This is a genomic window from Pseudomonas sp. yb_2, from assembly GCF_043103905.1.
GTDB lineage: Bacteria > Pseudomonadota > Gammaproteobacteria > Pseudomonadales > Pseudomonadaceae > Aquipseudomonas > Aquipseudomonas alloputida.
In genome coordinates this window covers 25,786-51,839 of the sequence record NZ_JBICKH010000071.1, presented here as the reverse complement: position 1 = coordinate 51,839, position 26,054 = coordinate 25,786, and the positions used below count along the sequence as shown (strand labels likewise).

Below are 26,054 nucleotides of genomic sequence, written 5' to 3'. Positions count from 1 at the left end.
TGTGAACCTCACAACGAGATGTCGGACAACAGGGTGTGGTAACGCTGCAAGATCGCCTCACGTCGCGGGCGGCCATTGGCAGTCAGGGTTTCGTCAAGCGTGCTCAGAGGCACTGGCAAGCGGCGCCAGGCGTGCACCCTGGCGTAATCGGGCAATCGCGCGTTGCATTGCTGTACGGCCTGTTCGATGGCCTCGTCGCTGATGCCGGGATCCAGCGGCCAGAGCAAGGCAAGGTTGCGTGGCAAGGCTTCGCCATGCACGAAAGCCTGGGCGATCACACCACTTTGGCTCAGCTCGGCTTCTACCCACTCCGGGTTGACGTTGCGCCCGAAGCTGGTGATGAACTGATGCTTCTTGCGGCCATCCAGGTAGAGGTAGCCATCCTCATCGAGGTGGCCTACATCGCCTGTTGCCCACCACTGCCCGGTTACAGGCGGCTCTCCCAGGTAGCCCAGCAATGTCGAGCCGGCCACCAGGACTTCGCCATCCTCGGCGATGCGCACCTGCACATGCGGCAATGGCTTGCCGACGCTCCCAGGGCGCACAGCCCCTGTGCGGTTGAGCGCCACTACCGAGGCGCACTCGGACAAGCCGTAACCTTCGAACACCGGCAAACCGACTGCCTCGGCCCGCGCGAGCAGGCTTGGCGATACCCGAGCCCCGCCTACCGCCACCAAACGCAGTGGGCCGACCCGCATCAGCCCGCGCTCGATCGCTGTCACCAACCCCATCAGCAGCTGCGGCACAAGGATCAGGCTCTGAGCACCACTGAGGGCGATTGCGCCCAACAGGCGCTTGAAATCGACCTGGCTTGCCCCTCCCATCCCCAACTGCTGCTGCGGATAGAGCTGCACACAAGCGCCAGCCATGAGCGCGGCGTAGACGCCCAGGTTTTCCAGCAAAACGCCCAGTGGCAGTACCGCCAGATATCGCTGCGGCGCGGTTGGGCGGCTGGCGGCCTCCAGCTCATGCGCCACACGCAGCAGGGTTTCAGCGCTCAGGCACACGCCTTTGGGCGTGCCGGTGCTACCGGAGGTATAAGTGATCTTGGCAGTGCCCTCAGGCAGCGCCGGGGCGACAAAACTGTCACGCTGCCACACGCCAGCTGGCGCCTGCCGGGCAAAGCCAAGCGCAATGAGCTGTTCGGCCCACTGCGCCTCACACACGACCGCCGTCACTCCGCTTTGCTGCAAGCAGTGCTGGAACTGGGTCGCGCTGAAAAACGGCGGCACTGTCACACTGGCGCGTTCGGCGAACAGCGCCGCCAAATCCCAGAATAGCGCTTCGGGCCCGTTATCCAGCACCACGGCGAAGGTTCCCGGTGGTTGGCTGCGCAAGCAGCTCGCACGGGATTCGACTTCGTTGAGCAGTTGCCGGTAGGTGTAACGCTGCGCATCGCCCTGAACGGCCACGGCGTCAGGATGCTCCACGGCGTGCTGGCGCAACAGTGCCTGAAAGGCTGTCAGTTCATGCCGCATGGCCGGTCTCCAGGGCTAACATGGGAAACCCAAGCCGCTCGAACATGCCCGCCTGCTTCAGGGCATCGAAGCCAATGCCTATGTTGCCGGCAAATACCTGGGGTCGCTGGTCGTAGTAGGTCCCCCATTGGTCCACTTGGCCCTGCAAGCGCGCAGGATCCGCTGAGGCCAGAACGGTGGGCACCAGCCCCAGTCGCCGGAAACTGTTGAACAGTGTCGCGGCGCCCGTGAATGCGACCCACTCCAGACCTCGCATGGCCAGCAACCACGTCACGGCGATGATCATTATTCGAGCGCTACCGGCGCTGAGCGAGGCCAGGTTGCCTACTTCTACCATGCAGTTGCGATCCGGTGAGGCACCGGTTACCCGTGAAACAGCGGATTCCAGAGGCTCGTCCAGGTACCGCTCAAGAAAGAGCGGCCCTTCGCTGGCCGGCCGCATGCCTGCCGCCGCGATCAGGCGACCGTGGCTACCCTGCAAGGCAAGCAGCTCCGGCAGGTAATGCTGCACATCCGCCTGGTGCACACTGGCAAAGCGCTCGTGTATGAAGTGCTCCAGCTCGCCTCGCCCATGATCGCCGCTAAGGTGAAGAGAAAGATGCGCCTGATGATCGGCATGGCTACCGATGGGTAACGGAAGCAAACTGTGCCATTGATGAGACTGAGTCATGAAGTTTCCCCCGCCTAGGTGCGACGGAGGGAATTATCGGGGCCGAATCTGAATGCAATCTGAAGTCGGCTACTGTCGGAGCGCCTCAGCCCGGCGCTCGTTCATGTGCTGAACTGACTATGACCGAGCACGACGCGTACCCAGCTCGATCCAGACGGGCGCATGGTCGCTGGCCTTGGCCTGGTTGCGCACCCATGCATCGACACCCGCCCGTTTCAGATAAGGCGCAAGCTCGCGATTGAGCAACAGGTGATCGATTCGCAACCCGGCATTGCGGGCCCAGTGGTTACGGAAATAGTCCCAGAAGGTGTAGACACGCTCGTCCGGGTACAGATGGCGTATGGCATCGAGCCAGCCCTGGTCAAGCAGTCGTTGGTAACACGCTCGCGACTCAGGCTGCAGCAGTGCGTCCTTCAGCCAGGAACGCGGGTTATAGATGTCCATGTCGGTGGGCACAACATTGAAATCCCCTGCCAGCAGCGTGGGGTGGCCACTTTCCTGGAGGCTGCGCGCATGCTGGATCAGGCATTCGAACCAGTGCAGCTTGTAATCGAACTTGGGCCCGGGCTGCGGGTTGCCGTTCGGCAGGTAGAGACAAGCGACCAACACCCCGTGTGCCGCAGCTTCCAGATAGCGACTCTGGCTGTCCTCTTCCAGGCCGGGCAAGCCGCGGCGAACCTCGAGCGGATCACTGCCCCGCACCAGAATGGCCACGCCGTTCCATGACGGTTGCCCATGATGAAGGCTGCCATAGCCTGCTGCCTCCAGCTCCGCGCGAGGGAATTGCTGATCGGCCGCCTTCAGCTCCTGCAGGCAGGCAATGTCGGGCTGCTCCCGCTCCAGCCAGGCCAGCAGCGCCGGCAAACGGCTGCGGATGCCATTGATGTTGAAGGTGGCAATCTTCAGCGCTTTCATGCGTCCGGGTCGCTCACATGGGCCTGCACGGCATCTTCCAGCGCGCGGATATGCGCCTCATCGGCCAGCGCCTTGAGCGCCAACCAGTCGTCCCAGTCGATGGCACCGTCGTCGCGCAGGGCCTCGGCTGTGCGAAGCAGTTCATGGTGGTAGGCATCCGGTGACGCGCGCCGGTAACTGATGTCGTCGTACTGGGCGTACCAGGCCTCAAGCTCGGGAATGTTGCGTTCGATGCTCATGAAAGCGTCCTCGCTGTACCCTTTGCTTGTCAGAACCCGGGCACAGCTCGACGTTCAATCAGGCGTCACTGAAAGTAATGGGGATACCGTGCCATGTCGCTCTCCAGCTTGTCCGCACCGGCTGCCCTCTTGCGATAGTCGCCATTGCAGCACCCTCTTTGGACCGAGCCTGGTCCGTCGATGTGAATCGCCAGAGCGACGATAACGGGATGAAGCCTGTCACGACGCGCTTCGGCTGAGAGCGTAGACCATTCCAGCGCAGATGACGCAGGGTCAACGCAGATAGTCCTGAACCCACTTCACCCAACAATCAGCGCCAATCTTCACCAACGCATCATTGAAATCGTAGTGAGGGTTATGCACCGAGCAACCATGGAACTCGCCCGTGCCATTGCCCAGCATGAAGTAACAGCCAGGCCGCGCCTGCAACATGTAGGCAAAGTCTTCGGTGCCCATGACCTTCTTGGGCATCTTGTCCAGCAGCGCGCCGTCGGCGAACAACGGCCTCAGGCTGTCACGCAGCAACGCGCTTTCGTGATCGCTGTTGCACAAGGCGGGCGCCAGTTGGGTGAATTGCACATCGATCTCCACGCCATAGCTTTCTGCGTGCCCCTTGGCCAGGGCGTCAATGCGGCTGTTGATCTTCTGCTGGGTCTGGGCCGTGTCGGTGCGCACGCTCAGCAACATGCAGGCCTCGTCAGGGATGATGTTGTAGACGGTGCCGGCCTGGATCATGCCGATGCTGATCACGGCGTAGTCCTCGACGCTCAGATTGCGCGACTTGATGGTCTGGATGCCACTGATCAGGCTGTTCAACGCCATCACCGGGTCTACCGACAGTTCCGGCATCGCACCGTGCCCGCCTTTGCCGGTAATCCGAATGCTGACACGTTCGGAAGACGCCATGGTGGGCCCCGCCTGCACCACGCACGTGCCCACCGGCAGGCCGGGCATGTTATGCAGCGCATACACCGAGTCGCACGGGAAGCGCTCGAACAGGCCGTCGTCGATCATCGCCTTGGCCCCCGCCAGGCCTTCCTCGTCGGGCTGGAATATCACGTTCAACGTCCCGTTGAACTGGCGTGTAGCCGCCAGTTGCGCAGCGGCTGCCAGCAGGATCGCGGTATGCCCGTCATGGCCACAGGCATGCATGCGGCCAGGGATCTTGCTGGCATGCGCAAACGCATTCTTTTCGCCCATGGGCAGTGCGTCCATGTCTGCACGCAAACCGATGCTGCGCGGGCTGTCCCCCACTTTCAGCACGCCGACCACACCATGCCCACCCACGTTGCGATGCACTTCATAGCCCAAAGCTTGCAGCTTGTCGGCTACCAGGGCCGCCGTATCCGGCGTGTCGCCGCCAATTTCCGGCGCAGCGTGGATCTGCCGGCGCAGCATGACGAACTCATCCAGCTCGGCAGCTGAGCCCCGTGTTTGATTGCTCTGCAAAATACCCATATCACTCGCATCCTTTGTTTTCAGGGAAGTATCTGAGGCAGGCCAGGCTGACAACGCCGCCGGCCAGCAGGAAGTAGGCTGGCGCCAACGGCGTGCCCAGCGCTGCAATCAGCCATGTGGCCACCAATGGCGAGAAACCACCGAACAGGGTCACCCCCAGGCTGTAGCTGACCGAGGTGCCGAACGAGCGCCTGGCCTTCGGGAAGCCCTCCATGATCAGCGCGAAGAACGCACCGGCACCGATGCAGGTCGGCAAGATCAGGATCGCCACGCCCATCATGGCCAGGCCCATGTGCTGCACTTGCCCAAGCAGATAGAACACGGGCAGGGTCAACACCACCGGCGCGGCGACCGTCCACACCAGCAGGCGTTTTCTGAGCTGATACTTGTCGGCGAATTTGCCGGCCAACGGGCAGATGACGGCCATGCAACCGCTACTGATGCAGGCAATCGCCATCGCGCTGCCGGGTGGGTAATGCAAGGCGGTGGTCAGGTAGGTCGGCATGTAGAACACGAACAGGTACATGCCAATGGTCGAGCTGGCCATCAGGCCGATGCCTTGGGCGATGCGTTTGAGCAGTTCGGCATCCAGCCCCTGCTCTGCCTTCTGCGCCGGTGCGGCCTCATGGGTTTCCGGCAACCGCGTGCGTATGTACCAACCGACCGGCCCGATCAGCAAGCCGAAGATGAACGGTATGCGCCATCCCCAGCTTTCCAGCGCGGAAGGGTCGAGCAACTGGCTGAGGGCCAGGCCAAAGCCGGCCCCCACCAAGGCGGCATAGCCTTGGCTGGCGGCCTGCCAGCTGACGCTCTGGCAGCGATTGCCGACCGCACTGGATTCCATCAGGAATACCGACGCGGTACCGACCTCCCCGCCTGCCGACATGCCCTGGATGAGCCGGCCGGTCACCAGCAGCAAGGTGGCGAAAATCCCGATCTGTGAATACGTGGGCGCAAAGGCAATCATCGCGGTGCCCAGGGTCATCAGCCCGATGGTCAGGCTCAAAGCGGCCTTGCGTCCATGCCGGTCAGCATAGCGACCGATGACCATCGCCCCGACCGGGCGCATCAGGAAACCGACGCCAAAGGTGGCCAGCGACATCAACAACGACGCCATGGCCGAGTCGGAGGGGAAGAAGTGCTTGCCGATCAGTACAGCGAAGAAGCTGTAGATCGTGAAGTCGTACATTTCGAGCGCATTGCCCAACGAGCAGGCGACCAAGGTTTTACGGGAGGACGATACCTGCGCGGCTGAGTGCGCACCTTTTTGCAGGCTCGGCGATGTGGGTAGCGGTCTGATCATTGTTGTCTCCGTTGGCAAATCGCGGCGTGCAGCGAATATCAGCCAATCGGGCACCCAATACACTTGCAGTTTCGGCATAGGGATAACCAATGAGCAATTTGCCGGCGCGATCGTTGGCCAAATTGCCCTGAGCTGGCGCACAGTCCGCCCTCGCTCCGCGCGCGGCCCCAATAACGCCCACAGATCAGCATCCGTAGCGCAGCGTTGGCGCGGGTACGAAGCCTGTCTAACGCGGATGCGCTCGCCAATCCACACGCCGCGCCAGCCCCTGATTAACCAAACGGCATGACCTGACCGAATAAGCAATCACGCTGCAACGTTCTGTTCACCGACGCTAAAGCCACCACATCACCGTGCTGGCCTGGAGTCGTGAATGAACACTCGCATTACGTCGTTGCTGTTGATGATCCAAGGGGCTTGCCTTGCTGCGCAGGCACAGGCAGAGGGTTTTCCGACGCTCGCGCGGATTGCGCCGGGTTTTGGTTATTACGGGCTGGATTACGGCTTCGATGACACGCTCAAGGTGTACGGCACCGTGGATGCATTCGCCAGCTATCACGACTCACAGCACCACTCGGGTTTCAGGCTGGCCGGTGGCGGCGCCTGGACCAACAAGCTCGGGCTGTACGCACGCAAGGCGCTTGACCCCGATACCGTGGTGGAGCTTGACGTCGAGGAGGGTTTCAACCTCAATGGCGAGGCCTTGGAGGGCACCTGGGATACCGTCGGCACCCTGCGCCTGGCGACAGTCGCCCTGCGCTCGCGCACCCTGGGCAAGCTCGAGTTCGGCAAGACCTACGGCATGGCCACACCCACATACGCCGACCCGTTCCTGGCCACCTATGGCTCGCCCTACACCTACCTGGCCCTGCCTGCCGCCGGCAAGGGCGCCTTTTACCTTGACCTGCGCCCCAAGCACACCCTGGCCTACACCAGCCCGACCTTCAGTGGCTTCAGCCTCGGTACCGCGCTGAGCTTTGGCTTCGACGATGCCGCCAGCGCTGGGCGCACCGTGCGTGGCGGTGGCGCCCGGCTGCAGTACCGCAACAGCCGGGTGATGTTGCTGGCCTCCTACAACCGTTACTACAGCGACCCATGGGACGACGGCGGCGCTTCACGCCAGACCGCCAACGATTTCAAGAGCCTGTCGGCGTTCTACGATTTCGGCCCGCTGGCCACCAGCCTCACCTGGCAACGTCAGGACGTGGACCAGGCCGGCACGCCCAGCACCACGCTGTACACCTTCGGCATGATGGCGCCGGTGGGCGAGCTGGACGTGCTGCGCCTGGCAGTGATGCAACGCCAGGTCAGCGCCCGCGACAAGGACGCGTGGGGAGTGATGATCGGCTATGACCACTTCATCAACCCCCGCTGGGCCCTTTATGGACGCCTTGGCATGATCGCCAACCAGCGCGCCTCGTCGGTCACCTACGCCGGCACCCCGGTGGATCAGGCGGGCGATAACCCAAGCAACGTCTCACTAGGCATGTACTACCACTTCTGACCCCACTGGGCGGGTCTGCTTGAGCACCTGCCCGCGCAAGCTGTGGAACAGCTCCTGGGCAGGCGCCGTGAGGCTGTGGCGGTCGATGCAGACCAGGTTGATGGGGTAATCCGGAATCAACTCCTGCACCGCCATGGCGACGAACTCGCAATCGATACCGTAGGTAAACCCTTGGTCCACCGCCAGTTCGCTGATGGTCATCAACGATTCCGTGTTCTTCAACAGCTTCAGCGCCATCATCACTGAAGTGCATTCAACGGTGTTCTGTGGCACCCGAAGGCCGTTGGCCTCGAACAGTTGGTGAAACTGCGAAGCCTGGTCGGACAACTCGTCCAGGCTGATCCAGGGGGCGTATTGCAAGGTGCGCAGTGACTGGCTGAACTTCTGCCGATTCGAGGCGTGGCAAATCACCCTGCCCTTGATACTGCCCAGTGCCTCCCAGTCCAGGCTCAGCCGACTCAGCGGTTGCTGCGAAGTAATGGCAAAGTCCAGGCTGCCATCGCGCAAGCGCTGCAGGATCTGGCTGGGGCGCAAGTCGGTGATGGTGATCTTCACCCGCGGGTACTTGCGCCGAAAGGCCAGGATACTTTCATCGACGCCATCGAGCATCGCCGTCAACGACGTCACCCCGATCGACACGGCGCCCAGCGCCGCATCCTGAATGCTCGCCGCTTCGATCTGCAGGCGGCGTATGCTCTCTACCACGAGGTTGGCATGGCGGATGACACGCTTGCCTTCCTCGGTAAGGGCCATGCCTTTGTGCGACCGCTGCAACAGGGTAAACCCCACCTCCCGCTCCAGCTCCTTGATCGAACGGCTCAGCGCGGGCTGAGTAATGTGCATGAGCTTGGAGGCTTCGAGGATGCTACCTGCGTTATGAATGGCGACCAGCGCCCTGAGTTGGTGAAGTTTCAACCGTCTGTACCTTGTTGTTAGCGGCCGGTTCGAAAGGTGTTCTGGCAGCCCTGACAGCCGTTGTCGGCAAGGCCTGAAAGGTATGGCTAGCGCAACACAGCCAGCAGGCTGGCCGCATCGCTGACCTCGAACTTGCCGGGGCTTTCAACCGCAATGTACTGGACTACCTGGTCGTCGACCAACATCGCATACCGCTGCGAGCGCCGCCCCAAACCGCGTGCCGAAAGGTCCTGGGTCAGCCCCAGCGCCTCGCTGAATTCGCCATTGCCATCGCCGATCATCTTGACCGCATCCCCGACCTGCATGCTGTTGCCCCAGGCGTTCATGACAAAGGCATCGTTCACCGAGACGCACAGGATTTCGTCAATGCCAGCCGCGAACAACGCAGGGGCCGCCGCGACATAACCGGGAACATGACGTTCAGAGCAAGTCGGCGTGAACGCGCCCGGCAACGCGAAGATCAGCACCTTCTTGTGCTTGCAACGCTCGCGAATGGAAAAGGCCTTGGGGCCGATCGCGCAGGCGCCTGCGTCGTTGTTGTATTGATAAAGGGTAACGTCGGGCAATTGATCGCCGGTTTTGATCATCGCTGTCTCCTGGGTGAGGTGAAGGCCAGGCAGCCATGATGCCGCAGTCGACCAGCCAACGCATCATGAGCAGGGCTAAAAAACCTGTGAAATAACTTCAATATCATTCATGCAGCGCCCCACCTAGGATACGCCTCAATCAAACACATCAAGATTACGGTGTGAACGACTCAGCTACGCAACTGACCAGCACTGGATCGCTCACACTCAGGCACCTGGAAGCCGTTACCATGGATAAAGCGCCAACATTCACCGTCAAGCGCATTGCGTTCGACGAACATTATCACCCTGCCGAAAACACCCGCATCACGACCAACTTCGCCAATTTGGCACGGGGTGCAAACCGCCAGCAGAACCTGCGCAATACCCTGACGATGATCAATAACCGTTTCAATGCGCTGGCGCACTGGGACAACCCCGAACATGATCGCTACCGCGTAGAGCTGGACATCATATCGGTGGAAATGAACCTTGAAAGCGCGCAGTACGGCAATGCCCTGCCGCTGATCGAAATATTGAAAACCTATATTGTCGACCGCAAGAACAATACTCGCCTCGAAGGCATGGTAGGCAATAACTTCTCCTCGTACGTGCGCGATTACGACTTCAGCGTACTGTTACTTGAGCATAACAAGCATCGGTCGACCTTCAGCACACCTGATCATTTTGGCGAGCTGCACGGCAACCTGTTCAAATGCTTCGTCAACTCGCAAACCTACCAGGAGCATTTCAGCAAACCACCGGTTATCTGCCTGAGCGTATCCAGCAGCAGGACTTACCTGCGCACCGAAAATCAGCACCCTGTGCTAGGGGTTGAATACCAGCAGGATGAATACTCCCTGACAGACGAATACTTCAAGAAAATGGGCTTGAAGGTGCGCTATTTCATGCCGCCGAACAGCGTCGCCCCGTTGGCGTTTTATTTTGCCGGCGACTTGCTGGCTGATTACACCGACCTTGAACTGATCAGCACCATCAGCACCATGGACACCTTTCAGAAAATCTACCGACCCGAGATCTACAACGCCAATTCTCCTGCGGGCAAGGCCTACCAGCCCAGCCTGAAGAACCAGGATTACTCGCTCACGCGCATTGTCTACGACCGGGAAGAGCGCAGCCGCCTGGCGATCGAGCAGGGCAAATTTGCCGAGGAGCAATTTGTCAAACCCTACCAGGCCACGCTGGCGCAATGGTCCGCTCAATACGCACGTTGAACATTCAAAGCACAAGGTCACTGTTCATGAACACATTGCTACCCACCTCCACGGCCGGCAGCCTGCCGAAACCCGCCTGGCTTGCTCAACCCGAAACACTCTGGTCACCGTGGAAGTTGCAAGACGAGCAACTGGTCGAAGGCAAACAGGATGCCTTGCGCCTGGCCTTGCAAGAACAACAACACGCCGGTATCGACATCGTCAGTGACGGCGAACAAACCCGCCAGCACTTTGTCACTACGTTTATCGAGCACCTCAGCGGCGTTGATTTCGAACAACGGAAAACCGTCAGAATCCGTGATCGCTACGATGCGAGCGTACCGACGGTGGTGGGTGCTGTCGCTCGACAAAAACCGGTGTTTGTCGAAGATGCCAAATTCTTGCGCCAGCACACCACACAGCCGATAAAGTGGGCGCTGCCCGGCCCCATGACCATGATCGACACACTGTATGACAACCACTACAAAAGCCGCGAGAAACTGGCCTGGGAATTCGCCAAGATTCTCAACCAGGAAGCCAGAGAACTGGAAGCCGCGGGCGTGGACATCATTCAGTTCGACGAACCGGCATTCAATGTTTTCTTTGACGACGTGAATGACTGGGGCGTGGCTACCCTGGAAAGGGCCATCGAGGGCCTCAAGTGCGAAACGGCCGTCCATATTTGCTATGGCTATGGCATCAAGGCCAACACCGACTGGAAAAAGACCCTCGGTTCAGAATGGCGGCAATATGAACAGGCCTTCCCCAAACTGCAGCAGTCCAGCATCGATATCATTTCGCTGGAATGCCATAACTCGCATGTTCCGATGGACCTGCTCGAGCTGATTCGCGGCAAGAAAGTCATGGTCGGCGCCATCGATGTGGCCACCCATGTCATTGAGACACCCGAACAGGTCGCCGCCACCCTGCGCAAGGCACTGCAATTCGTCGATGCCGACAACCTCTACCCTTGCACCAACTGCGGCATGGCGCCCCTGCCCCGCCAGGTAGCCAGCGGCAAGCTCAAGGCGTTGAGTGCAGGCGCAGCCATTGTCCGTCAGGAACTCGCTAACGCACGCTGAAATGAATGCAGCCACAGGACCTACCATGTTGCTTTCCAGTACGGCGATCGAGCCGTCGACTTTTCGCCAGGCACTCGGGCACTACGCATCCGGCATCACGGTGATTACATCGCACCACGAAGGTGAGCCGATCGGCTTCACCTGCCAGTCGTTCTACAGCGTATCGATGAGCCCGCCGCTGGTGTCATTCAGTGTGATGTCCAGTTCGGCCAGCTACCCGAAAATCCGCCAGGCTGGCCGCTTCACGGTCAACATCCTGTCAGGTGAGCAGGTCGGCATTTCCAACCAGTTTGCACGGCGCGGCGCCAACAAGTGGCAGGGCGTCGAATGGCAAGCGTCGCCGTTGGGCAACCCGATCATTGCCGGCAGCCTGCATTGGCTTGATTGCGAAATTCACGCCGAACATGCCGCCGGGGACCACCTGATCGTGATTGGCGAAGTCAAAGCGTTGAACCTGCAGGCAACTGCTGCCACGCAGCCGCTGCTGTATTTCAAGGGGCAGTACTGCAACCTCGCCGCGCATCACGCGGCTTGAACCTCACCCCACTCACGGAATACCCATCAAAGGAATTGTCAGGATCACGCAGCAGTGAAGAAAACCCGCCATTACTGCGTTGATCCGCCATTTTACTCATGATCGATTTACGCCACCTGCGAACCCTCCACGCGCTGCGTGAAACCGACAGCCTGCACGAGGCCGCCGAGCGCCTGCACCTGACACAATCAGCCCTGTCGCACCAGTTCCGCGATATGGAAGAGCGCATCGGCATGCCACTGTTCGTGCGCAAATCCAGGCCGGTGCGCTTCACCAGCGCCGGGCTGAAGCTGCTGCAGTTGGCCGATCAGGTGCTGCCTCAGATCCGCAATACCGAACGGGACCTGGGCAAGCTGGCCGGGGGCTGCGCCGGACGGTTGCACATCGCCATCGAGTGCCACAGCTGCTACCAGTGGCTGATGCCTTCAGTGGATGAGTTCCGCGGCGCCTGGTCTGAGGTGGAACTGGACCTCGCCTCGGGTTTTTCCTTCGCGCCGCTGCCAGCCCTGGAGCGCGGCGACCTGGACCTGGTGGTGACTTCCGACCCGGTGACACTGCCGGGTATCAGCTACGTGCCGTTGTTCAGCTACGAGGCACTGCTGGCCATCGACAACCACCACGCCATGCGCCACAAGCCGTACCTGGAGCCCGCCGATATCGCCAGCCAGACACTGATCACCTACCCGATCGAACGCACCCGCCTGGACATCTTCACCCGCTTCCTCGACCCCGCCGACGTCGAGCCCGCACAGGTACGTACTTCAGAACTGACCGTGATGATGATGCAACTGGTTGCTTCCGGGCGCGGCGTCTGCTGCCTGCCCAACTGGGCCGTGCACGAATACAGTTCGCGCGGCTATGTAACCGCCAAGCGCCTTGGCGAGCACGGCCTGCAGGCAAACCTCTATGCTGCGCTGCGCAGTGACATGCTGGAGGTGCCGTACATGCGTGATTTTCTGCTCACGGCCAAGGACATCTCGTTCACCACGCTGGCAGGTGTTAGCGTGGCGTCAGGCCCGGTTCTCTGAAAGCCGGGCGTGCGTTTGCGAACCTCAGTGCCGGCGATGGCGCGCCATGCCCCTACCGCCAACGAATCAGCCAGCCTTCGCCAACTGCACTTGCAGAAACGCCATCAGTGCCCCCGCCACAGGTGACAAGCTGCGCCCTTTGCGGGTGAGCATGCCGATATGCCGTTCTACCCTGGGCTCCTCAAGGGGTACGAACGCCAGTTTGTCGTTCTCCTGCGGAAAAGCGAGGTACGGCAAGGTACTGATCCCTACCCCCTCCTCCAGCATGGCGATCAACGAAATCATGTTGGAAATGAACAGCCGGCTATCGGCCAGCAAACCCTCGGCCTCGGTACCCGCCAGCAATTGCGAGGTACCGTTGCGGATCATCGGCACGCCCAGCAACTGCGCCCAATGCAGCCGCCCGCCCGCCTGCGCCAGCGGGTGGTCGCTGCGGCACACCACGCCAACCTGATCATTCACGATGGGGGCGAATTCGAGCTGGTCATCGTCCACCCACAGGCTGCTGATGCCGAAATCCACCTGCCCTTGAGCGAGCAACTGCTGCACACGTTCGGCCGTGCCGTCCTGAATGCTGACCTGCACATTGGGGTGCGCGGCCACAAAGCGGGCCAGCGGCCCTGGCAGCATTCGGCTGGCCACAGAAGGCACGGTGGCGATGCTGACCTGGCCGATTTCATGCCGGGCAAACAGCATGGCTTCACGGGCAATACGGTCATGGTGCTCGATCAAGCCACGAAACAACGGGAGGCAATGCTCGCCATATGGCGTCAGCTCTACCCGGCCACCGCCCTTTTCGACCAGTGCCTGCCCCAGCTTCTGCTCCAGTTCACGCAGGGCCAGGGATATCGCAGGCTGGGTGCGAAAGGCCTGGCGGGCGGCCGCGTGGAAACTCTTGAGTTCGGCGACCAGTACGAAGTAACGCAACTGGGCGATTTTCAGCTCGGGCAACATGGTTAGCATTCCTTATCAAAGCATTTTTTTTATTAATTTTTATTTGCTGCATATTGCTCGCATGATGAATGCCATGCAAACGGAGGCGTTCATCCATGTCACACAAGACCTACAACAACTACATCGATGGCCAGTGGTGTGAAGGCCACGCCACTTTGGGCAACTACAGCCCCTCGGACACTGGCGACCTGATCGGCCAGTACCATCAGGCCAGCGCCGAACAGGCCCGCCAGGCCATCCAGGCCGCCCGCGCCGCTCAACCCCTGTGGGCCGCCAGTGGTCTGGAAAGCCGCCAGCAAGTGCTCATGGCCATCGGCGACGAGCTGATCGCCCGCAAGGAAGAGCTCGGCGAACTGCTGTCGCGAGAAGAAGGCAAACCCTTGGCCGAAGGCATCGGCGAGGTCAACCGCAGTGGCCAGTTCTTCCATTACTACGCCGCCGAAGTGCTGCGCCAGATGGGCGAGACTGCCGCCTCGGTGCGCCCTGGGGTCGACATCGAAGTGCATCGCGAACCGGTGGGTGTGGTAGGCATCATTACCCCCTGGAACTTCCCCATGGCCACCGCCGCCTGGAAAATCGCCCCGGCCCTGGCCTTCGGCAACGCCGTGGTGTTCAAGCCGGCCAACCTGGTGCCGGCCAGTGCCTGGGCGCTCACCGAAATCATCAGCCGTCAGGGCCTGCCCAGCGGCACCTTCAACCTGGTGATGGGCAGTGGTGCCGACGTCGGCGAGGCCCTGATCCAGTCCGCCGAGATTGATGCCCTGACGTTCACCGGTTCTCTGCAGACGGGCCGACGCGTAGCGGTGGCCACCGCCGGTAACCTGGTGCGCTGCCAGCTGGAAATGGGTAGCAAGAATGCCCTGGTGGTCATGGACGACGCCGACCTCGAACTGGCCGTGGAATGCGCGCTCAACGGGGCCTTCTTCGGCACCGGGCAGAAATGCACCGCTTCGTCACGGCTGATCGTCTGCGACGGCATCCACGACCGCTTCGTCGAGGCGCTGCGCCTGCGCATGCGCCAGCTCAAGGTCGGCCATGCACTGGAGGCTGGCGTCCAGATCGGCCCGGTAGCTGACGCGCGCCAGCTGGAACAGAACCTGGCCTACCTGCAACTGGCCCAGGCCGAAGGCGCCACCCTGATAGAAGGCGGCGAGCGCCTGCAACTGGCCTGCGATGGCTACTACATGCGCCCGGCCTTGTTCATCAACAGCCGCAACGACATGCGCATCAACCGCGAGGAAGTGTTCGGCCCCATCGCCTGCGTGATCCGCGTGCGCGATTTTGAAGAGGCGCTGGCCACGCTCAATGATACCGAGTACGGCCTCACAGCCGGGATCATCACCCAGTCGCTGCGCCACGCCAGCCACTTCAAGCGCCGCGCCCAGACCGGCTGCGTGATGGTCAATCTGCCCACCGCCGGGACCGACTACCACGTGCCATTCGGGGGCCGCAAAGCCTCGAGTTTCGGCCCCCGGGAACAGGGGCAATACGCTCGCGACTTCTACACCGTGGTCAAGACCACCTACCTGCGGCCCTGAAGGAATACATGCCATGCACGACCTTTTGATGATCGACGGCCTGCAGTACTCCAACTGGAGCCAGGAAATATTCCAGCAGATGCAGGCCGGTGGCCTGAGCGCGGTGCACGCCACCATCGCCTACCACGAAAACGCCCGCGAAACCCTGTCACGCCTGGGCGAGTGGAACCGCCGCTTCGAGACATGGCCCGAGCTGATCCGCCCGGTGCGCACGGCCAGCGACATCCGCCTGGCCCACGAGGAGGGCCGGGTGGGTATCTTCTTCGGCTTCCAGAACTGCTCGCCGATCGAGGACGACATTGCCCTGGTGGAGGTTTTCCGCCAGCTCGGGGTGTTCGTCATGCAGCTGACCTACAACAACCAAAGCCTGCTGGCCAGCGGTTGCTATGAGCGCGAGGACAACGGCATCAGCCGCTTCGGCCGCCAGGTGATCGCCGAAATGAACCGCGTCGGCATGCTCATCGACATGTCTCACAGCGCCGAGCGAAGCACGCTTGAGGCCATCGAACTGTCCAGCCGACCGGTGATCATCTCCCACGCCAACCCTGCCAGCTTCCACGCCGCCAAGCGCAACAAATCCGATGCGGTGCTACGCGGGATCGCAGAGTCCGGCGGGCTGCTGGGCTTCAGCACCTATCCGTTCCACCTCAAGGGTGCCTCGGACTGTAGCCTGGAAAGTTTCTGCGACATGGTCGCGCGCACCGCCGACCTGATGGGTGTGGAGCACATCGGCATCGGCACCGACCTGTGCCAGGCGCAACCCTTGTCGGTGCTGGAATGGATGCGCAACGGCCGCTGGAGCAAGGACAAGGACTACGGCGAAGGCTCCAGGGACAACGCCAACTGGCCGGCGCCCTTGCAGTGGTTCCGCGACAGCCGCGACTTCCGCAACATCGCCCAGGGCCTGCGCGCCCGCGGCTTTGCCGAGCACGACGTGGGCAACATCATGGGGCTGAACTGGTTGCGCCTGCTGGAGACCGCCACCACGGCACAGGCCTGAACCCTTTGCACGGACAGCATCAACAATAAAAACAATCGCAGGTTCCGGAGGTTTCATGAAAAACCCAACCACCTTGCAGGCCGACGGCCAGGCCATGGGCCTGCCTATGGCACGCGATATCGACTGGCCGTTGTTCCTGATCAGCGGCGGATTCCTCGGCGCCTTCCTGCTGGCGGCGCTGATCGACATCGACACCGTGTCGGCGCTGGTCAATACCCTGTTCGCCTGGTCGACAAAGGCCTTTGGCCTCTATTGGCAAGTGCTGATGCTGGCAACCTTCGCCGTCAGCCTGTTCATCGGTTTTTCCAGGTGCGGGCGTGTACGCCTGGGCGGGGTCACCCAGCGCCCGGACGTCAGCACCTTCAACTGGATCGCCGTGATCATGTGCGCCCTGCTGGCAGGTGGTGGCGCCTTCTGGGCCGCTGCCGAACCCTTGATGCACTTTGCCAGCCCACCGCCCTTCTTCGCCGGCCTGCAACCGCACAGCGAAGCGGCGGCCACCGCGGCACTGGCGCAATCGTTCGTGCACTGGGGCTTCCTGGCCTGGGCCGTGCTGGGTAGCCTGCTGGCGATCGTGCTGATGCACCTGCATTACGATAAAGGCCTTCCGCTGGCGCCGCGTACCCTGCTCTACCCCCTGTTCGGCAAGCGAGCGCTCAAGGGCCCGATCGGCACCTTGGCCGACGCTGCCTCGATCATCGCGGTAGTGGCCGGCACCATCGGTCCGATCGGTTTCCTTGGCCTGCAGATCAGCAGCGCCATGCACGCCGTGTGGGGGTTGCCCAACACTATCGTCACCCAGTCGCTGACCATCGTCCTGGTCACCGCGATGTACACTGTATCGTGCCTGGTGGGCCTCAAAGGCATCCGCTTTGTCAGCGAGATCAACGTCTGGCTGATGATCGGCCTGGCACTGTTCATGGTGGTATTCGGACCGACGCTGTTCATCCTCGGCGGTTTCCCGGCGGCCTTTGCCCTGCACGTGGAACACTTCATCCCCCTGACGATGTTCCGCGCCGACCCCAAATGGCTGGACTGGTGGACGGTGTTCTATTGGGGCTGGTTCATCGGCTATGCGCCCATGGTGGCACTGTACGTCGCGCGGATCTCGCGGGGCCGCACCATCCGCGAGATCATCATGACGCTGTCGATCATCGCACCGCTGGTGACCATGTTCTGGTTCACCGTGGTAGGCGGTACCGGGATCGGCCTGGAGCTGCAAACGCCAGGCAGCGTCACCGCCCATGGCGCCAAGCCTGAAGACCTGCTGCTGGGAGTGACGCAGAACCTGCCACTAGGTGGCCTTGTCAGCGCGCTGTTCCTGTTCCTAAGTTTCATCTCAGTGGCCACCAATGGCGACGCCATGGCCTTCACCGTGGCGCTGGCGATGTCCAGCGACGATAAACCGAAGAAGTGGTTGCGCGGTTTCTGGGCAATCGGCATGGGCCTGGCGGCGGTGGTGCTGATCACCATTGGCGCAGGCGGTGTGACGGCCCTGCAATCCTTCATTGTCATCACCGCGGTGCCGGTGTCGCTGGTGATCCTGCCAGCCCTGTGGGATGCCGTGCGCATCGCTCGACACATGGCCCGTGAACAAGGCGTCTGAACATGATCCATCCAGGTACAACAACAATGCCCAACAGCGTGCCTGCAATACCCGCGTTGCGCCCTGCCAGCCAAGTCATGGACCTGGCCCGGCTGGGTAGCCACTTCCAGAGCCCGCTAAGCTTTGTGCGCAGCAGCATGCGGCGGATGATGCAACAGCGCTGGCAAATCCGGCGCAGCTGTTTCGACCTCGATGGCCAAGGCTTCGGCACTGCGATCTACCGCATCGAAACGCCAAACGGCCATTACCACTGCGTGATCTTCTCGGCCTACCTGCCGCCGGAAAAGCGCAGCGATCGGGTCATCGCCGACCAGTGGGACGTCAGCTTCGTGCTGGTGGCCGGCGATGTCGACTCGGCACAACTGGCCGACCTGCAACGCAACGTGCCGCTGCAGGAAGCCGGCCGCTTCGATGCACGCGTGCTGGTGTTGTCGCGGGCCAACCGTAGCTTGCGCAATTTCGACCGGTTTCTGGCGGCGCTGGCAGAAGGTCGCCAGCCCGATCCACAGCAACTGGCTGAAGTCGGCTACCTGTATCGCACTACAGCTGTTTACGGTAACGGCAAGTTCGGCATCGCCGATTTTGGTTGCCTGCAAGATAACCCGGACTTCAACCAGCCGTTCAGCGCGCAGATGTTCACCGTCTACCTGCTGCGTCACTTCAGCATCGAGCAGATCAACCACATGGCCCAGGCACTCGCCCCGCAGCGGGCAGTGCAACTGGCCCCGGCCCTTCAACGCTACCTGGGGGTCGGCAACGCGACCGGGCTGGGAATGGCCCCTTTTCTGATCAACCACCCTCAACTGGTGGAGCACTGGATCAGTACGCGGGAAACGGCCCTGGCCCTGGTGCTGGCGCAGCCGGCGGAGCCCGCCCCGTTGGCGCGCCTGCAGCAATTGCTGGCGCGCGCCCAGTTGCACCTGAGCCAGTCCCGGACCGAAGACCAGCGCCAGCATGAGCAGAACCTGCAAACCTTGGCCGAGCTTGCTTTACTGGCCACCTGGCTTGGCACGCAAGCCGACGGCGCGGGCCTTTGGCCGCGCCTGCTGGCCTGGGCGCAATTACACACGGGGGTGGGCTGCCAGGAGCTTCTGGTCAGCCTGCTGCTGGAGCTGTACCCCGAGCAGGTCACGCCCCTGGCCGAGCACATGGGGGTCAACGAAAGCTGGCAGCTGGACGCCCAGATGCCCCTTGGGCAACTGCGCCAGCTCATCGAGCAGCAGTATGGCTGGGCGTTGCGCTACGACTTCAGTGCTGCCGATGCGGAGCACTTCTTCTGGTACCGCTCAGCTGAAAAAGAAGAGCCGCGCCTGGGCATTCGCGCAGAGGAGCCAGGAGCCGAAAAAGAAATGCAGCTGGGTATCGCCCGCAATATCCAGCAGTGCCATGGCGCGCTGCTGGAGCACCTGCAACTGCAGCCTCAGGCGCTGACCGCTCACTTCCTGATCGCCCAACCGATGTTCAAGGGCGCGGTACGCCGCCTGCAAGGCATGGCAAAAACGAACTACGGTGAAATCCGTGCCAACCTGCTGGCCCGGGACATGCTGCCGATTCACCTGCTGCGCTGCAAACTGGCATTTTTCGGCGCGGGGAAATTCGACCCCAAGTCAAGCCGCTGGGTGCGTATCACGCTGTTCCAGGGCGCGCCGCTGGTCAGCGACATCGGTCAGCCGTTCGCAGACGACTGGAATTTCGCAGTCATGCCGCAAAGGGAGTTTTGACCATGCGCGTATCGCTTAACGAAATACAGGTGATGTGCCGCAAGGCATTCGAAGGCATGGGCTTCGCCCCGGGCGACTGCGAGGATGCCGCCGAACTCGTGGGCTGGTTGCAACTGCAGGGGCTCGATGGCGTCGGTGCACTGGAAAAGGCGTTGCGTTATCTGCAAGCCGAAGCTGCACGGCCATACGCCTTGTGCCATGAGGATAACGCCCTGCTGGTGATCGACGCCAAGGGCCAGAGCGTGTTGCGCTGCGCCGCCACGGTGGTGGAACTGGCGGCAGCCAAGGCCATGCGCTGTGGTCAGGCTGAACTGCGCATACGCCACTGCCACAACCGTTTGCTGTTGCTGGGCTACCTGAGCCGGGCAGCTGTGCAGGGGCTGCACGTGCAAGCCCGCTGGGAGGACGCCCGCCAATGCCACCTGGCCGATTTTACCGCCGGCATGCCGCGCCCGGAACTGAGCAGTGAAACCCGGCCCCAGGCCATTGAAGCGGCCGCGCAAGACGTAACGGTGCTGTTCACCCGAGCAGGCCAGACCGCCCAGGCGATAAGCGACCCGCAGCGCACACTGCAGCAAGGTTTTACAGTCAACGAACATACCTGGCAAAGGCTCAGGCAGCTGGCCGAACACATCCTTGTCGAGAGCACCGATGCCTCACGCCGCCACGGTGCAGGCGGCGGCAGCGACGCCGACTGAACACCCTTGCCACTGAGGAAACAACCCATGAAGCATGCGATAAAGACCGAGCTGTTCGCCTCCAGGGCGCCATTGGAATGGGCGGTCGTCGGCAACGGTACGTTGTACACTGCGCAGATCCCAATCGATACGCAGGGCCAGGTGGTTGCCGGCGGCATCGAGGCCCAGGCCCGCCAGACACTGGACAACCTGCGCCACACCCTGGAAGCCGCTGGCAGCTCGCTGGATGCCGTGACCCAGGTGCTGATCTACGTGACCGACCGCCGTTATCTGGCAACTGTAAATGCCGTGTACGCCGAGTATTTCCAGGCACCCTACCCCACCCGCGCGGCCGTAGTGGTGGCTGGCCTCGCCCGGGAAGAAATGCTGGTGGAACTGGTGGTCTACGCCTGCCTCTGACGCCCTGAAGGCGCCCGTCTCACGATATTCAGCGTTCGCGCAATCGAGTGCCGCCCGCGCGGCGCTCGATGCATGCCCCCTCCGCCCCACGTCATGCACCCGGAATACTCCCTTTTTCTCCCGCCAGGCACCGGCCTGCGCCCCATTTCGGTTCAAAACCCGCGCCCGGGTCAAAAGCGCCCTTTTTTGATGCGCCGGCCCTTGCGGCCAGGCAGCACAGATCGGGTGTGCCCCTCACATTCCCTGCATCCCCAGAACCTCCAGGGGTATTCGGCACTTTTATTGCAAAGACTGATTGTGCTCAACGCACTGGCAATCTACCGAGACCGAGGTTAACGCGAGACACAGCTCCCACTTACCCCAGCAAGGCAGCACCCTGAAAGACGCAGATGAACCGCAATGAAGCTGCCGGCAACGGCGGCAAGGAGTGGGTATGTCCCGGGCTTTTTTCAATGAAATGTACGAAGCGGACGGCAACTGCCGCCCGCATTATCAGGAGTTCGCCCGCTGGCTGGCCAACACCCCGCTGGAGTTGCTGGAACAGCGCCGGCGCGAGGCCGACCTGCTGTTTCACCGCGCAGGCATCACCTTCACCTTGTATGGCGACAAGCAGGATACCGAGCGCCTGATCCCCTTCGATATCATCCCGCGCAGCATCCGCGCCAGCGAATGGCGCACGGTCGAGCGTGGCTGCATTCAACGGGTACAGGCGCTGAACCTGTTCCTGGAGGACATCTACCACGACCAACGCATTCTCAAGGCCGGCATCATCCCGCCAGAGCAAGTGCTGGCCAACGAGGGCTACCAGATCGCCATGCAGGGCCTGGACCTTCACCGTGGGCTGTATGCGCATATTGCCGGTGTCGACCTGGTACGTGACGGCGACGGCAGCTACTTCGTGCTGGAAGACAACCTGCGCACCCCCAGCGGCGTCAGCTACATGCTCGAAGACCGCAAGATGATGATGCGCCTGTTCCCCGAACTGTTTGCCGCCCAGCGCATCGCGCCCATCGATCACTACCCCAACCTGCTGCTGGACACGCTCAAGAGCGCCAGTCCACTGGACAACCCCACCGCAGTGCTGCTCACGCCCGGCCGTTTCAACAGCGCCTATTTCGAGCATGCCTTCCTGGCCCGGGAAATGGGCATCGAGCTGGTCGAAGGCGCCGACCTGTTCGTGCGTGATGAGCATGTCTACATGCGCACCACTGCCGGCCCCCAACAGGTGGACGTGATCTATCGTCGCCTGGACGACGACTACCTCGACCCGCTGTCCTTCAACCCTGACTCGATGCTGGGCGTACCGGGGCTGATCTCGGTTTACCGCGCCGGCAATGTGGTACTGGCCAACGCCGTCGGCACTGGCGTGGCCGATGACAAATCCATCTACCCCTTCGTCGACGACATGATCCGCTTTTACCTGAGCGAAGAACCAATCCTGAACAACGTGCCGACCTGGCAGTGCCGCAAGCCGGCGGATCTGTCCCATGTACTGGCCCACCTGCCCGAACTGGTGGTCAAGGAAACCCAGGGCTCCGGCGGCTATGGCATGTTGGTCGGGCCCGCCTCGACCAAAGCCCAGATCGAGGACTTCCGCGCGCGCATCAAAGCCCGCCCGCACGCCTATATCGCTCAACCGACGCTGTGCCTGTCAACCTGCCCGACCTTCGTCGACAGCGGCATCGCACCGCGTCACATCGACCTGCGCCCGTTCGTGTTGTCGGGCAGTGAAACCCGCCTGGTGCCCGGTGGCCTGACGCGCGTGGCGCTCAAGGAAGGCTCGCTGGTGGTCAACTCGTCGCAAGGCGGCGGTACCAAGGACACCTGGGTGGTGGAGGACTGAGCCATGCTTTCGCGAACCGCTTCCGACCTGTACTGGATGTCCCGCTACCTGGAGCGTGCAGAAAACCTTGCACGCATGCTCGAGGTCAGCTACTCGCTATCGCTGATGCCCCAGGCCGGGCGCAGCGACGGCCATGCCGAACTGGCAATGTCGCTGATGGCCTCGGGCATGCTGGACGACTACCTGCGTCGGCACAAGGAACTCGACACCGAGCGCATGCTGCACTTCTTCGCCCTCGACGCCACCAACCCCAGCAGCATCTACTGCTGCCTGCAGGCCGCCAGGACCAATGCCCATGCAGTGCGCGGCCGTATCACCGCCGACATGTGGGAGAACATCAACGCCACCTGGATCGAAATGCGCAACATCGCCAGCAATGGCCTGGGTCGCTATGGCATCAGCCAGTTCTGCGACTGGGTCAAGGAACGATCACACCTGTTCCGCGGTGCGACCTCCGGCACCATCATGCGCAACGATGCCTACAGCTTCATTCGCCTGGGGACCTTCCTGGAGCGGGCAGACAATACCCTGCGCCTGCTCGATTCACGCTATGAAATGTTCGGCGAGGCCTCCGAAGAGGTCAGCGACGACTCCGCCCGCGGTTATTACCAATGGAGCGCCCTGCTGCGCGCGCTGACCTCGTACGAAGCCTTCAACGAGCTCTATCGCGCCGCACCCAGCGCCCGGCCGGTGTCCGAGTTGCTGCTGTTGCGGGTGGACGTGCCGCGCTCGCTGCATGCCTGCATCGAGGAACTGGACCTGATCCTGGCAGGCCTGCCGGGCAGTACCGGGCGTGCCGCCCAGCGCATGGCCGCCGAACTGAACGCGCGCCTGCGCTACACCGCAATCGACGAAATCCTCGATGCAGGGTTGCATCCCTGGCTAAGCGACTTCATCGGCCGCATCAACCAACTGGGCCAGGCCGTCCATCACTCCTACCTGGAGGTTGTATGAAACTGTCCATTCGCCACGACACGACCTATAGCTACGCCAGCGACGTGTGCAACAGTATCCAGTTCCTGCGCCTGACGCCGCGCAGCAGCGAACGCCAGCGTATCAATCAATGGCAACTGGACCTGCCCTGCAAGGTCAAGGGCCAGATCGACCCTTACGGCAACATCCTGCATGTGCTGACACTGGACAAACCCCATGGCCACCTGGCGCTTACCGCACACGGCCAGGTCGAGATCGACCCGGATTGCGAACACGAAACCGAGAGCCAGTCGCCCCTGCCGTTCCTGCGCGGCAGCCACCTGACGCAGGCCGACGACACCCTGACTGCTTTCGCCGCCCGGCAATGTGGCAGTCACCGCGACCGGGCAGCACTGATCGGGCTGATGCAAGGCCTGGCCGAGCACATGCCCTACAGCCCTGGGGCCACGTCAGTGGGCACCACGGCCATCGAAGCCTTCAACGGTGGCGCAGGTGTGTGTCAGGACCACACGCACGCGTTCCTGGCCTGCGCACGCAGCCTGGGGGTACCGGCACGCTATGTGTCCGGCTACCTGTGCACCGAGGACGAACAACACCTGGCCAGCCACGCCTGGGCCGAAGCCTGGGTCGACGATGCCTGGTACAGCTTCGACATTACCAACCGCCTGACCCGGCCAGAGCGTCACCTGAAGCTGGCGGTGGGCCTGGACTACCTTGATGCCTGCCCGGTCAGGGGCGTACGCCGCGGCGGCGGCGCCGAATCGATGCAGGCCAGCGTTCACGTGCATCGCCAGTGACAGACTGGCTTCAGACCGGTCTTGCCGCGCGAGTGCGGCAAGACCCTTCCACACGCAACACAAGGGAAACCGCATGACTTACTGTGTCGCCATGCACCTGGAGGACGGGCTTGTCTTCATCAGCGACTCACGCACCAATGCCGGCATCGACCAGATCTCCACGTTCACCAAGTTGTTCGTCTTCAGCGTCCCGGGCGAGCGGCTGATCGTGCTGCAGACCGCCGGCAATCTGGCGACCTCGCAGTCGGTGGTAAACCTGCTGCAGCAACGCACCCAGGGCAACGGCCCCCACCTGCTGAACGTTGCCACGCTCTACGATGCAACGGTGCTGGTCGCCGACACCCTGCGCGAGGTGGTCAAAAGAGACCGCAGCAAGCTCACGGCCGATATCGACCTTAGCAGTTCATTCATTGTCGGCGGCCAGATAGCCGGCGGCCCCATGGCCATCTACAACGTGTATGCACAAGGCAATTTCTTCCAGGCCACACCGGACACCCCGTTTCTGCAGCTGGGTGAAAGCAAGTACGGCAGGCCAATACTCGACCGCAACCTGGATTACCGCACGCCGCTTGATGAAGCGCTGCGCTGCGGCCTGATTTCGTTCGACTCCACCATCCGCAGCAACCTGTCGGTGGGCATGCCGCTGGACTTGCTGGTGTACCGCAATAACAGCCTGGAAAGCATGACACGCAAGCGCATTACCAGCGACGATGCCTATTATCAACAGATTCGCAGGCAGTGGAGCGACGGTTTGAAAACCCTGCTGGCCGAACTGCCAGCGCCGCCTTATGGCTGCAGCGTGCAGGCAAACGCGTAACCGCGAGCGCCGCTTCGCGGCGCCGTTGCAGTGCCTCAGGCCATCAGCAAGGAATGCCCACCCGCGGCCACACAGGTGCTGGCGTCGCTTTGGCCATTTTGCGTTATCGCGCCCACTGGGTCAGTGCGGCCATCACGGCAAAGCCAAGCAGGATCATCACCGGATAGGCCAACAGCAACTCGGTCAACGAATACTTCCAGGCCAGTGGCCGACCGACGCCCAGCATCGCTGCATATAACCAGGAAACACCTGACAGTGCACCAGAAAACAACGCAAACATCCGTACGCCTATATTCAGGTCAAGCAAAGAACCGGCCTTGAGCAAGGCAGGTAATACATAACGATGCAACAACATGCCATTGAAGGTCAGGAGCAAGACAATAATGACCTTGGCGTGAAGTTTGGGATTGGCAAAATAACTCATGCCTTTTTCAAGGTAATCGATACCAATGACCGCGGCACCGGTAAGCCACAGGAATATCAAGGCATTGGCAACGGACGCCTGCAATCGGGCCATGTGCTTACCGTCATGGCTGGCCTGTTGATGCCCCTTCAACAAGTCCCTGACCATCTCGGCATCACTGGTAAATACCAGGCCGATGGCGATACAACAGGCCAGTAAATGAACATAAATGACCGACAACCGCACCAGCTCCATGGATTCTTTCTGCCCGAACAGGCTAATAATTGTATTAAACTCCACGTCGAATTCTCCACGTAATGCATTAGCGCTAGATGGCCTTGCAACAAGCATGCGTACGACTTGATCGCACCGGGAAGACCAAATTCATATCGTTAATTGAAACAGCAAAGGGTTACTCAATTGCACACAGTGGCTCAA

Annotated in this window: 25 protein-coding genes; 15 read left to right on the top strand and 10 right to left on the bottom strand. The window is 61.6% G+C overall.

Going from position 1 to position 26,054, the window contains the following annotated elements; translation table 11 throughout:
- Nucleotides 1–8 precede the first annotated feature (8 nt).
- From ACF8FB_RS18265 to ACF8FB_RS18240, 6 genes are all read right to left on the bottom strand, one after another.
- A complete protein-coding gene (locus ACF8FB_RS18265; RefSeq protein ID WP_010953625.1) occupies nt 9–1,478 on the bottom strand; it encodes an AMP-binding protein in 1,470 nt (489 codons plus the stop codon).
- The gene (locus tag ACF8FB_RS18260; RefSeq protein ID WP_392511642.1) at nt 1,468–2,148 is read right to left on the bottom strand and encodes a thermostable hemolysin; all 681 of its coding nucleotides are present in this window, start codon (nt 2,146–2,148) and stop codon (nt 1,468–1,470) included. The genes ACF8FB_RS18265 and ACF8FB_RS18260 overlap by 11 nt, the downstream gene beginning before the upstream one ends.
- A 117-nt stretch (nt 2,149–2,265) precedes the next feature.
- Complete coding sequence (xth, locus tag ACF8FB_RS18255; protein ID WP_350297712.1) at nt 2,266–3,063, bottom strand: exodeoxyribonuclease III; 798 nt, start codon at nt 3,061–3,063, stop codon at nt 2,266–2,268.
- On the bottom strand, nt 3,060–3,302 hold the full coding sequence (locus ACF8FB_RS18250; RefSeq protein WP_003254042.1) for a hypothetical protein: 243 nt from the start codon (nt 3,300–3,302) through the stop codon (nt 3,060–3,062). Before ACF8FB_RS18250 ends, xth begins: the two co-directional genes overlap by 4 nt.
- Nucleotides 3,303–3,575: 273 nt before the next feature.
- Nucleotides 3,576–4,760 carry a M20 aminoacylase family protein gene (locus ACF8FB_RS18245; protein ID WP_392509674.1) on the bottom strand — a complete coding sequence of 395 codons (1,185 nt, stop codon included), beginning with the start codon at nt 4,758–4,760 and terminating at the stop codon, nt 3,576–3,578.
- 1 nt (nt 4,761) lies between these two features.
- Nucleotides 4,762–6,063: an MFS transporter gene (locus ACF8FB_RS18240; RefSeq protein WP_392511641.1), complete on the bottom strand. Its 1,302-nt coding sequence runs from the start codon at nt 6,061–6,063 to the stop codon at nt 4,762–4,764.
- A gap of 373 nt (nt 6,064–6,436) precedes the next feature.
- On the opposite strand from ACF8FB_RS18240, the gene ACF8FB_RS18235 reads away from it, so the two are divergent.
- Nucleotides 6,437–7,567 (top strand): porin, encoded by a 1,131-nt coding sequence (locus tag ACF8FB_RS18235; protein ID WP_010953618.1) that lies wholly within the window; start codon nt 6,437–6,439, stop codon nt 7,565–7,567.
- Here the strand turns inward: ACF8FB_RS18235 and ACF8FB_RS18230 are convergent.
- Nucleotides 7,544–8,482 carry a LysR family transcriptional regulator gene (locus ACF8FB_RS18230; protein WP_010953617.1) on the bottom strand — a complete coding sequence of 313 codons (939 nt, stop codon included), beginning with the start codon at nt 8,480–8,482 and terminating at the stop codon, nt 7,544–7,546. The genes ACF8FB_RS18235 and ACF8FB_RS18230 overlap by 24 nt on opposite strands.
- An 86-nt stretch (nt 8,483–8,568) precedes the next feature.
- Nucleotides 8,569–9,069, bottom strand: a complete 501-nt coding sequence (locus ACF8FB_RS18225; protein ID WP_108078373.1) for a peroxiredoxin — start codon at nt 9,067–9,069, stop codon at nt 8,569–8,571.
- Between the two features lie 230 nt (nt 9,070–9,299).
- Between ACF8FB_RS18225 and ACF8FB_RS18220 the strand changes: the two genes are divergently transcribed.
- The 4 genes from ACF8FB_RS18220 to ACF8FB_RS18205 all read left to right on the top strand — a co-directional run bounded on the left by ACF8FB_RS18220 (nt 9,300) and on the right by ACF8FB_RS18205 (nt 12,907).
- A complete protein-coding gene (locus ACF8FB_RS18220; RefSeq protein ID WP_392511640.1) occupies nt 9,300–10,283 on the top strand; it encodes a DUF1852 domain-containing protein in 984 nt (327 codons plus the stop codon).
- A gap of 26 nt (nt 10,284–10,309) precedes the next feature.
- On the top strand, nt 10,310–11,344 hold the full coding sequence (locus ACF8FB_RS18215) for a methionine synthase (protein WP_392511639.1): 1,035 nt from the start codon (nt 10,310–10,312) through the stop codon (nt 11,342–11,344).
- Nucleotides 11,345–11,369: 25 nt separating this feature from the next.
- Nucleotides 11,370–11,879, top strand: a complete 510-nt coding sequence (locus ACF8FB_RS18210; protein WP_049586258.1) for a flavin reductase family protein — start codon at nt 11,370–11,372, stop codon at nt 11,877–11,879.
- A 98-nt stretch (nt 11,880–11,977) separates the two neighbouring features.
- The gene (locus tag ACF8FB_RS18205; RefSeq protein ID WP_392511638.1) at nt 11,978–12,907 is read left to right on the top strand and encodes a LysR family transcriptional regulator; all 930 of its coding nucleotides are present in this window, start codon (nt 11,978–11,980) and stop codon (nt 12,905–12,907) included.
- A gap of 66 nt (nt 12,908–12,973) precedes the next feature.
- Here ACF8FB_RS18205 and ACF8FB_RS18200 read toward each other — a convergent pair whose 3' ends face one another.
- A complete protein-coding gene (locus ACF8FB_RS18200; protein WP_049586259.1) occupies nt 12,974–13,861 on the bottom strand; it encodes a LysR family transcriptional regulator in 888 nt (295 codons plus the stop codon).
- 95 nt (nt 13,862–13,956) lie between these two features.
- Here ACF8FB_RS18200 and ACF8FB_RS18195 point away from each other — a divergent pair, with 95 nt between their 5' ends.
- The 10 genes from ACF8FB_RS18195 (at nt 13,957) to ACF8FB_RS18150 (ending at nt 25,213) form a co-directional block, all read left to right on the top strand.
- Nucleotides 13,957–15,399 carry an aldehyde dehydrogenase family protein gene (locus tag ACF8FB_RS18195; protein ID WP_010953610.1) on the top strand — a complete coding sequence of 481 codons (1,443 nt, stop codon included), beginning with the start codon at nt 13,957–13,959 and terminating at the stop codon, nt 15,397–15,399.
- A 13-nt stretch (nt 15,400–15,412) separates the two neighbouring features.
- Nucleotides 15,413–16,399: a dipeptidase gene (locus tag ACF8FB_RS18190; protein ID WP_003254063.1), complete on the top strand. Its 987-nt coding sequence runs from the start codon at nt 15,413–15,415 to the stop codon at nt 16,397–16,399.
- 55 nt (nt 16,400–16,454) lie between these two features.
- Nucleotides 16,455–18,005: a BCCT family transporter gene (locus ACF8FB_RS18185; RefSeq protein WP_064490949.1), complete on the top strand. Its 1,551-nt coding sequence runs from the start codon at nt 16,455–16,457 to the stop codon at nt 18,003–18,005.
- 26 nt (nt 18,006–18,031) lie between these two features.
- Complete coding sequence (locus ACF8FB_RS18180) at nt 18,032–19,726, top strand: hypothetical protein (RefSeq protein ID WP_392509668.1); 1,695 nt, start codon at nt 18,032–18,034, stop codon at nt 19,724–19,726.
- Nucleotides 19,727–19,728: 2 nt separating this feature from the next.
- The gene (locus ACF8FB_RS18175; RefSeq protein ID WP_392511637.1) at nt 19,729–20,424 is read left to right on the top strand and encodes a DUF3726 domain-containing protein; all 696 of its coding nucleotides are present in this window, start codon (nt 19,729–19,731) and stop codon (nt 20,422–20,424) included.
- A 27-nt stretch (nt 20,425–20,451) separates the two neighbouring features.
- Nucleotides 20,452–20,823 carry a RidA family protein gene (locus tag ACF8FB_RS18170; RefSeq protein WP_392511636.1) on the top strand — a complete coding sequence of 124 codons (372 nt, stop codon included), beginning with the start codon at nt 20,452–20,454 and terminating at the stop codon, nt 20,821–20,823.
- A 433-nt stretch (nt 20,824–21,256) separates the two neighbouring features.
- On the top strand, nt 21,257–22,666 hold the full coding sequence (locus ACF8FB_RS18165) for a circularly permuted type 2 ATP-grasp protein (RefSeq protein ID WP_010953605.1): 1,410 nt from the start codon (nt 21,257–21,259) through the stop codon (nt 22,664–22,666).
- 3 nt (nt 22,667–22,669) lie between these two features.
- Nucleotides 22,670–23,620 (top strand): alpha-E domain-containing protein, encoded by a 951-nt coding sequence (locus ACF8FB_RS18160; protein ID WP_003254074.1) that lies wholly within the window; start codon nt 22,670–22,672, stop codon nt 23,618–23,620.
- The gene (locus ACF8FB_RS18155; protein ID WP_010953604.1) at nt 23,617–24,396 is read left to right on the top strand and encodes a transglutaminase family protein; all 780 of its coding nucleotides are present in this window, start codon (nt 23,617–23,619) and stop codon (nt 24,394–24,396) included. Before ACF8FB_RS18160 ends, ACF8FB_RS18155 begins: the two co-directional genes overlap by 4 nt.
- A 73-nt stretch (nt 24,397–24,469) precedes the next feature.
- On the top strand, nt 24,470–25,213 hold the full coding sequence (locus tag ACF8FB_RS18150) for a peptidase (protein ID WP_392511635.1): 744 nt from the start codon (nt 24,470–24,472) through the stop codon (nt 25,211–25,213).
- A gap of 103 nt (nt 25,214–25,316) precedes the next feature.
- On the opposite strand, the gene ACF8FB_RS18145 is transcribed toward ACF8FB_RS18150, so the two are convergent.
- On the bottom strand, nt 25,317–25,871 hold the full coding sequence (locus ACF8FB_RS18145) for a hypothetical protein (protein ID WP_392511644.1): 555 nt from the start codon (nt 25,869–25,871) through the stop codon (nt 25,317–25,319).
- Nucleotides 25,872–26,054: the final 183 nt, after the last annotated feature.

Coding starts and splice junctions, on each gene's coding strand:
- xth (WP_350297712.1), bottom strand. CDS start 3,063: ATGAAAGCGCTGAAGATTGCCACCTTCAACATCAATGGCATCCGCAGC.
- ACF8FB_RS18245 (WP_392509674.1), bottom strand. CDS start 4,760: ATGGGTATTTTGCAGAGCAATCAAACACGGGGCTCAGCTGCCGAGCTG.
- ACF8FB_RS18260 (WP_392511642.1), bottom strand. CDS start 2,148: ATGACTCAGTCTCATCAATGGCACAGTTTGCTTCCGTTACCCATCGGT.
- ACF8FB_RS18150 (WP_392511635.1), top strand. CDS start 24,470: ATGACTTACTGTGTCGCCATGCACCTGGAGGACGGGCTTGTCTTCATC.
- ACF8FB_RS18240 (WP_392511641.1), bottom strand. CDS start 6,063: ATGATCAGACCGCTACCCACATCGCCGAGCCTGCAAAAAGGTGCGCAC.
- ACF8FB_RS18170 (WP_392511636.1), top strand. CDS start 20,452: ATGAAGCATGCGATAAAGACCGAGCTGTTCGCCTCCAGGGCGCCATTG.
- ACF8FB_RS18175 (WP_392511637.1), top strand. CDS start 19,729: ATGCGCGTATCGCTTAACGAAATACAGGTGATGTGCCGCAAGGCATTC.
- ACF8FB_RS18145 (WP_392511644.1), bottom strand. CDS start 25,871: ATGGAGCTGGTGCGGTTGTCGGTCATTTATGTTCATTTACTGGCCTGT.
- ACF8FB_RS18160 (WP_003254074.1), top strand. CDS start 22,670: ATGCTTTCGCGAACCGCTTCCGACCTGTACTGGATGTCCCGCTACCTG.
- ACF8FB_RS18235 (WP_010953618.1), top strand. CDS start 6,437: ATGAACACTCGCATTACGTCGTTGCTGTTGATGATCCAAGGGGCTTGC.
- ACF8FB_RS18165 (WP_010953605.1), top strand. CDS start 21,257: ATGTCCCGGGCTTTTTTCAATGAAATGTACGAAGCGGACGGCAACTGC.
- ACF8FB_RS18225 (WP_108078373.1), bottom strand. CDS start 9,069: ATGATCAAAACCGGCGATCAATTGCCCGACGTTACCCTTTATCAATAC.
- ACF8FB_RS18185 (WP_064490949.1), top strand. CDS start 16,455: ATGAAAAACCCAACCACCTTGCAGGCCGACGGCCAGGCCATGGGCCTG.
- ACF8FB_RS18200 (WP_049586259.1), bottom strand. CDS start 13,861: ATGTTGCCCGAGCTGAAAATCGCCCAGTTGCGTTACTTCGTACTGGTC.
- ACF8FB_RS18220 (WP_392511640.1), top strand. CDS start 9,300: ATGGATAAAGCGCCAACATTCACCGTCAAGCGCATTGCGTTCGACGAA.
- ACF8FB_RS18215 (WP_392511639.1), top strand. CDS start 10,310: ATGAACACATTGCTACCCACCTCCACGGCCGGCAGCCTGCCGAAACCC.
- ACF8FB_RS18195 (WP_010953610.1), top strand. CDS start 13,957: ATGTCACACAAGACCTACAACAACTACATCGATGGCCAGTGGTGTGAA.
- ACF8FB_RS18155 (WP_010953604.1), top strand. CDS start 23,617: ATGAAACTGTCCATTCGCCACGACACGACCTATAGCTACGCCAGCGAC.
- ACF8FB_RS18190 (WP_003254063.1), top strand. CDS start 15,413: ATGCACGACCTTTTGATGATCGACGGCCTGCAGTACTCCAACTGGAGC.
- ACF8FB_RS18250 (WP_003254042.1), bottom strand. CDS start 3,302: ATGAGCATCGAACGCAACATTCCCGAGCTTGAGGCCTGGTACGCCCAG.
- ACF8FB_RS18205 (WP_392511638.1), top strand. CDS start 11,978: ATGATCGATTTACGCCACCTGCGAACCCTCCACGCGCTGCGTGAAACC.
- ACF8FB_RS18265 (WP_010953625.1), bottom strand. CDS start 1,478: ATGCGGCATGAACTGACAGCCTTTCAGGCACTGTTGCGCCAGCACGCC.
- ACF8FB_RS18180 (WP_392509668.1), top strand. CDS start 18,032: ATGCCCAACAGCGTGCCTGCAATACCCGCGTTGCGCCCTGCCAGCCAA.
- ACF8FB_RS18210 (WP_049586258.1), top strand. CDS start 11,370: ATGTTGCTTTCCAGTACGGCGATCGAGCCGTCGACTTTTCGCCAGGCA.